This window comes from Pseudomonadota bacterium (genome assembly GCA_030859565.1).
Classification (GTDB): Bacteria; Pseudomonadota; Gammaproteobacteria; order JACCXJ01; family JACCXJ01; genus USCg-Taylor.
The window spans coordinates 1-5021 of record JALZJW010000201.1; the positions used below are offsets into that span (position 1 = coordinate 1).

Annotated in this window: 3 protein-coding genes; all 3 read left to right on the forward strand. The window is 57.9% G+C overall.

The window, feature by feature from the left end; translation table 11 throughout:
* Positions 1-213: 213 nt before the first annotated feature.
* A complete protein-coding gene (locus tag M3436_19170) occupies positions 214-1092 on the forward strand; it encodes a hypothetical protein (protein ID MDQ3566110.1) in 879 nt (292 codons plus the stop codon).
* Positions 1093-1242: 150 nt separating this feature from the next.
* Positions 1243-2916: an NAD(P)H-dependent oxidoreductase subunit E gene (locus M3436_19175; GenBank protein MDQ3566111.1), complete on the forward strand. Its 1674-nt coding sequence runs from the start codon at positions 1243-1245 to the stop codon at positions 2914-2916.
* The coding region (locus M3436_19180) for a molybdopterin-dependent oxidoreductase (GenBank protein ID MDQ3566112.1) at positions 2916-5021 on the forward strand (2106 nt) is incomplete at its 3' end. The genes M3436_19175 and M3436_19180, both read left to right, overlap by 1 nt.

Here is a 5021-nt window from a genome sequence, read left to right on the forward strand (position 1 = left end):
CAAGATCCACCGCTATGCACCGGGATGGCGTTAACAATGAACGGTGGAGATAGGGTGATCGAAATGGAGCGCGATCGAGATCCCTTGGTGTTTAGAGCGAGTAGGCTACTATGCATGAGGTGGAATGCAGGCCTACGCTCTTCGTAGCGACAACAACACCGTCTCATAAACGGGTTTTTCGACAAACTCGTTATGCGATCAAGATGATGTGATATGGAATTTGGATTTCTTTTAGACAATCGGCGCTTTGATGTTGATGGTATCGAGATTAAACCTCGTCACGATCACGAAGAGATTGTCAGACGGTTCTACGAAACAGCTTACGTTGGCAACGGTTGGGTCTATCCGCCTCTCAAAACAGTAAGCTTAACTGCAACAGAAAGTTCAAAATTCAAAACCCAAGCTTCAAAAGTGACATCCAATTTCTTTACTGTACAGCCTACCCACTCAATAACCATCCATCCACATAACGAAGAGAAAGCGAAATTTCTAATTCTAAGTTACGGATTCTTGCACGGATTATACTTATCTCCAGCGGGTTATTTGTGCTTGAATAAAATTCCATATGCGGAAGGAAAGCTTACAGGTGTGATATTAGTTGGAAATGATCATCAAAAAGGAATGAGGGCTTTTAATTCTTATTACGATCGTTCAAATCCTGGAGAAAGGAAGCAAATGTTTGCAATTCTTCACTGGTTGTTAATAGGTCAAACATACAATTTTGGTTGGGATCGATTTGACGCTCAATATAAGGTATTGGACGGTTTATATAGAACATCCGGGATCAAATCAGATAATCACGCTTCCCGTCCGGTAGACCTGGCCGCAAAGTACGGAGTCCAGTTACCCGACTGGGCAAAGCTTATCACCAGCAAACCGAAAACAAGTAGGCTTTCTATAATTCGTAATGAGCTTTTGCATGAAGCAAAATATGCGGGACATCCTATCGGCTACGAATATCCTGAAAAAAACTTTGGTCTGGAGTTTGTAGCATTCAATGTAAAATTAGTAGCTGCCGTTGTGGGCTTAAATACGAAGTATTTGGAAGCAGAACCCAGCAATAGGTGTGTGTATAGTTGGAACTTCGCATAACAAGGTCATCAACTCGGACCGTAAAAAGCGTCGCTCCTTCGTCTCTATGCTTTTTGCTGCCGGTTATGGGCGCCGATAGGCGAGGAGCGAGCACGCGACGCAGCGATCGGGATGCGCGCGGTAGATTGATTCACAAGCTCTGAGGACACAATGGCCTTACTCATTAAAGGCAAGGGCGAAAAAGAGGGCCGCCGGCGCGGCCGCAAGGTCGAACCGAAGGCGCTCGCCGAGATTCGCGAGTTGCTGGGAGACACGCCGAGGCGTCGCGATCTGCTGATCGAGTTTCTCCATAAGATCCAGGATCGCCATCATTGCATATCGGCGGCGCATATCGTCGCCCTGGCGAAAGAGATGAATCTCCCGACCACCGAGATCTACGAAGTCGCCACCTTTTACCACCATTTCGATGTCGTCAAGGAGGACGATATGCCCCCTCCCCCGCTCACCGTGCGAGTCTGTGACTCGGTCACCTGCGAGATGTTCGGGGCCAAGGAATTGATCATGGATCTGCAGCGCCGAGTCGGACCGCAGTTACGCGTAAAAACCGCGCCCTGTGTCGGACGCTGCGGCGGGGCGCCGGTCGCCGTGGTCGGCACCCACGCGATCGAATGGGCCACCCCCTACAGCGTGGAGAAGGCCATCGCCGAGAAGCAAACGGAAGCCATACCGCCCGCTGGGATCGACTATCACGATTATGTCATCCGCGGCGGTTACAAACTCTTGGCGGCCTGCGTCAACGGTGAGCGCGATGTCGAGAGCATCATAAAGGCATTGGAAGATTCCAATCTGCGCGGATTGGGCGGGGCCGGTTTTCCGGCCGGGCGCAAATGGCGCATCCTGCGCGGGCAACCCAAGCCGCGCTTGGTGGCGATCAATATCGACGAAGGCGAACCGGGCACCTTCAAGGACCGCTATTACTTGGAACGCGATCCGCACCGCTTCCTCGAGGGCACCTTGGTCGCGGCCTGGGCCATCGAAGCGGAGGAGGTCTATATTTATTTGCGCGACGAGTATGCGGGTTGCCGCACGATGTTGACCGCGGAGCTTGAAAAACTGCGCCGCAACACGCCCTGCATCATTCCGCCGCTTCATTTCCGCCGCGGCGCCGGGGCTTACATCTGCGGTGAGGAATCCGCCATGATCGAATCGATTGAAGGCAAGCGCGGCATGCCGCGCTTGCGTCCGCCCTACTTGGCGCAGGTGGGGCTCTTCGGGCGCCCGACGCTTGAGCACAACCTGGAGACCCTGCACTGGGTGCGCGACATCATCGAGCAGGGCCCGGACTGGTTCGCCTCGCAGGGCCGCCACGGCCGCCAGGGATTACGCTCGTTTTCGGTCAGCGGGCGGGTGCGGACTCCAGGGGTGTATCTGGCCCCGGCGGGTATCACGATGCGGGAGTTGATCGAGGAGTATTGCGGCGGCATGCTGCCGGGACATGAATTTTACGGCTACTTCCCCGGCGGGGCTTCGGGCGGTATCCTACCGGCGTCACTCGGCGATGTCCCGCTGGATTTCGATACCTTGACGCCCTATGGATGCTTCATCGGATCGGCCGCAATCATCGTTTTGTCGCAGTACGACAGTGCGCGTAAGACCGCGCTCAACGCCATGCGTTTCTTCGCCGATGAGTCCTGTGGCCAGTGCACCCCTTGCCGTGTCGGCACGGCGAAGGCCGTCGCACTGATGCAAAAGCACCATTGGGATCGGGCCTTACTCGAAGAGCTGGCGCGCGCCATGGAGGACGCATCGATCTGCGGTCTCGGCCAGGCCGCGCCCAACCCGCTCCGATGCGCGATGAAATATTTTCCCGAGGAGTTTAATTGATGGCGGCGAACCCAAAAATCGTTCCGGAACAGCAGACCATTCGCTTCAAGCTCGACGGCCGCGAGGCCGACGCGCTGCCGGATGAGACTATTCTGCAGGCAGCCATACGGCTTGGGACCGAGATCCCGTATCTGTGCTACAAGGAAGGCTATCGCCCCGATGGGAATTGCCGCGCCTGCGTGGTCGAGATCAAAGGTGAACGCGCTTTAGCGCCCTCCTGTTGCCGAAGACCCACGGACGGCATGGAGGTCGCGAGCACGAGCGAGCGGGCCCTGCATTCACAGAAACTGGTCTTGGAGTTGCTGCTCTCGGATATGCCGAGCCAAGGCCGATCGCCCTATACGCCGCGCTCCGAGCTCGACCACTGGGCCGAAAAGCTGGAGATCGGCCGGCCCCGCTTCCCCGGCCGCCAGCAACCCCGCGCCGATCTCACCCACGCCGCCATCGCGGTGAATCTCGACGCCTGCATCCAATGCACCCGCTGCGTACGGGCTTGCCGCGAAGAACAAGTCAACGATGTGATCGGCTACGCCTTCCGCGGCCCGCACTCGCAAATCGTCTTCGACCTCGATGATCCGATGGGCGTGAGCACCTGCGTCGCCTGCGGGGAATGCGTGCAAGCCTGCCCGACGGGCGCACTCATGCCGGCCGAGAATGCCGGCCTCGTGCGTTCCGACAAGAAGGTGCCCTCTTCTTGTCCCTACTGCGGCGTCGGCTGCCTGCTCACCTTCAATGTCAAGGACAATAAGATCTACTATGTCGAAGGGCGCGACGGCCCGGCGAATCATGGGCGCCTCTGTGTCAAGGGACGTTTCGGCTTCGACTATGTCCACCATAAGGATCGTCTGACCCAGCCTTTGATCCGGCGCGACGGTGTACCGAAGTCGCCGGAGCTCATCTTCCCCGAAGAAGTCTATCAATACTTCCGGGAGGCGACCTGGGAGGAAGCGTTAGAGCGCGCCGGCGGCGGCCTGCGCCGCATTCGCGACCAGGCGGGCTCACAAGCCCTCGCGGGGTTCGGGTGCGCCAAAGGCAGCAACGAAGAAGCCTATCTGTTCCAAAAGCTCGTGCGCACGGGCTTCCGGACCAACAACGTCGATCACTGCACCCGTTTATGCCATGCCTCTTCGGTGGCCGCATTGCTGGAGACGCTCGGCTCCGGGGCGGTGTCCAATCAGGTCGCCGACGGCGTCGAGGCGGATGTCATCGTCATCATCGGCGCGCGGCCCAACGCTAACCATCCGGTCGCCGCCACCTTCATGAAGAACGCCGCGCGCGCGGGTAAGAAGCTCGTGGTCATCGAACCTTTCGGATCGGACATTGCGCTGCATGCGACCCATTTCCTGCAATTACATCCAGCTACGGACGTCGCGTTGCTCAATGGCATGATGCACACCATTGTTTCGGAAGGCTTGCACAACCGGACCTACATCGAAAAATACACCGAGGGTTTCGATGATCTCTGGACGCGGATCGAGGGCTACAGCGCCGAGAAGGTCGCGCCCATCTGCGGGATCCCGGCCGAAACCATCAAGGAGGTCGCGCGGCTCTATGCCAAGGCCGAGCGCGCCATCATCTTCTGGGGCATGGGAATTTCCCAGCATGTGCACGGGACGGACAACGCCCGCTGCATCATTTCCTTGGCCCTCATGACGGGCCAGATCGGCCGGCGCGGGACAGGCTTGCACCCGTTACGCGGTCAGAACAACGTGCAAGGGGCGTCCGATGTCGGACTCATCCCGATGGTCTACCCCGACTATCAGCCGGTCGCCGATCCCGGCGTACGCGCCAAATTCGAACGACTGTGGGGCGCCACGCTCGATCCAAAACCAGGGCTAACCGTCGTCGAGATCATGCACGCCGTCCACGCCGGCAAGATCAAGGGGATGTATATCATGGGCGAGAACCCGGCGATGTCCGACCCCAATTTGAACCATGCCCGCAGCGCGCTCGCCGAGCTCGACCACTTGGTGGTCCAGGATATCTTCTTCACGGAAACCGCCGGTTTCGCGGACGTGGTGCTCCCCGCCTCGGCTTTCCCGGAAAAGACCGGGACCTTCACCAACACCGACCGGCGCGTGCAGCTCGGAAGGCAAGCGATTGAC